Genomic DNA, 1734 nt, shown 5'->3' with positions numbered 1-1734 from the left:
CGCGCGGCGTGCGCGGGCTGATCATCGACGCGGGCTGCCGCGACGTGGACGAACTAGAAGAGCTGGGCTTTCCGGTCTGGTCACGCTCGATCTGCGCGCATGGCACGGTCAAGGAAACGCTGGGCGACGTGAACGTGCCGGTCAGCTGCGGCGAGACCATCGTGCACCCCGGCGACGCGATCGTGGCCGACACCGACGGCGTCTGCGTCGTGCCGCGCGCCAACGTGGCCGAGGTGGTCAAGGCTTGCGAGGCGCGGCTGGACAAGGAGGCCGCCGCGCGCGCCCGCTATCAGGCGGGCGAGCTGGGCCTCGACGTGAACACCATGCGCGAGAAGCTGGCCGCCAAGGGTCTGCGCTACGTCACCCAAGCCGAGTACGAGGGGAAGTGACCATGATCATCGATTGCCACGGCCATTACACGACCGAACCCAAGGCGTTCATGGACTTCCGCAAGGCCCAGATCGCCCATTTCGACGACCCAAAGGCCAACCCCAAGCCCGAGCTGGGCGAAATCTCGGACGACGAGATCCGCGCGAGCATCGAGGGCAACCAGCTGAAGGCGCTGAAGGACCGCGGCGGCGACATGACGATCTTTTCGCCGCGCGCGTCCGGCATGGGCCACCATGTCGGCGACGAGGCGATGTCGAAGGAATGGACGCGCCTGTCCAACGACATGATCCACCGCGTCACGCGGATCTTCCCCGAGAACTTCATCGGCGTCTGCCAGCTGCCGCAGAACCCCGAGGCCCCCATCGCCAACGCGATCGAGGAGCTCGAACGCTGCGTCGACATGGGCTTCGTCGGGTGCAACCTGAACCCCGACCCGTCGGGCGGCATGTGGACGGGCGTCCCGCTGACCGACCGCGCCTGGTATCCGTTCTTCGAGAAGATGGTCGAGTTGGACGTGCCGGCGATGATCCACGTCTCGGGCTCGTGCAACCCCAACTTCCACATGACGGGCGCGCATTACATCAACGCCGACACTACGGCGTTCATGCAGTTCCTGCAGGGGGATCTCTTCGCCGACTTTCCCGACCTGCGGCTGATCATCCCGCATGGCGGCGGGGCGGTGCCCTACCACTGGGGCCGCTACCGGGGCCTTGCGGACATGATGGGCAAGCCGCCGCTGCGCGAGCACGTGATGCGCAACGTCTATTTCGACACCTGCGTCTACCATCAGGCCGGCATCGACTGCCTGTTCGAGGTGATCGACGTCGACAACATCCTGTTCGCGTCCGAGATGTTCGGCGCGGTGAAGGGCGTCGACCCCGAGACCGGGCACAACTTCGACGACACCAAGCGCTATATCGACGCGCTGGACCTGTCCGAGGCCGACCGCGCCAAGGTGTTCGAGGGCAATGCGCGCCGGGTCTATCCGCGGCTGGACAAGGCGCTGCGCGCCCGGGGGCTGTAGGCGCCCAATCACCGGGCAGAAGCTTTGCATCTGCGGCATTGCCGCCATGCGACGCGGCGGAAACCGTTGAAAACATGGCCCCGACCCTTATGTTGCAACGCAGCATGAGAGGAGTTTCGCCATGACCACGGTTACCACGAACATCACGCGCCGCGCGGATTTCCGGGGCCTTGTCGACGCCATCGCGCCGAAGCGGTTCGTGCGCGATCCCTTCGGTCTGTTCTCGGGCTTCCGCGCCTACAGGGTGCATGCGCACCTGTCCGGAAAGTCCGACGCCGAGCTGGAGCAGATGGGCCTGACGCGCGCCGACCTGCCCCGCG

General features: G+C 66.2%; 2 protein-coding genes and 1 pseudogene. All 3 read left to right on the top strand.

The genetic code is table 11. The features are described 5' to 3' along the window. Positions 1–389 (top strand): annotated as a pseudogene (locus tag ACFDTC_RS02325) (4-carboxy-4-hydroxy-2-oxoadipate aldolase/oxaloacetate decarboxylase); the annotation flags it as partial. Positions 390–391: 2 nt separating this feature from the next. Next, a complete protein-coding gene (locus ACFDTC_RS02320) occupies positions 392–1414 on the top strand; it encodes an amidohydrolase family protein (RefSeq protein ID WP_375257254.1) in 1023 nt (340 codons plus the stop codon). A gap of 121 nt (positions 1415–1535) precedes the next feature. After that, positions 1536–1734 (top strand): hypothetical protein (locus tag ACFDTC_RS02315; protein WP_375257253.1); only part of this gene is annotated, 199 nt, incomplete at its 3' end.

The sequence above is a fragment of the Citreimonas sp. genome (assembly GCF_042096055.1).
Lineage (GTDB): Bacteria > Pseudomonadota > Alphaproteobacteria > Rhodobacterales > Rhodobacteraceae > Citreimonas.
This window is presented reverse-complemented; position numbering and strand designations above follow the sequence as displayed.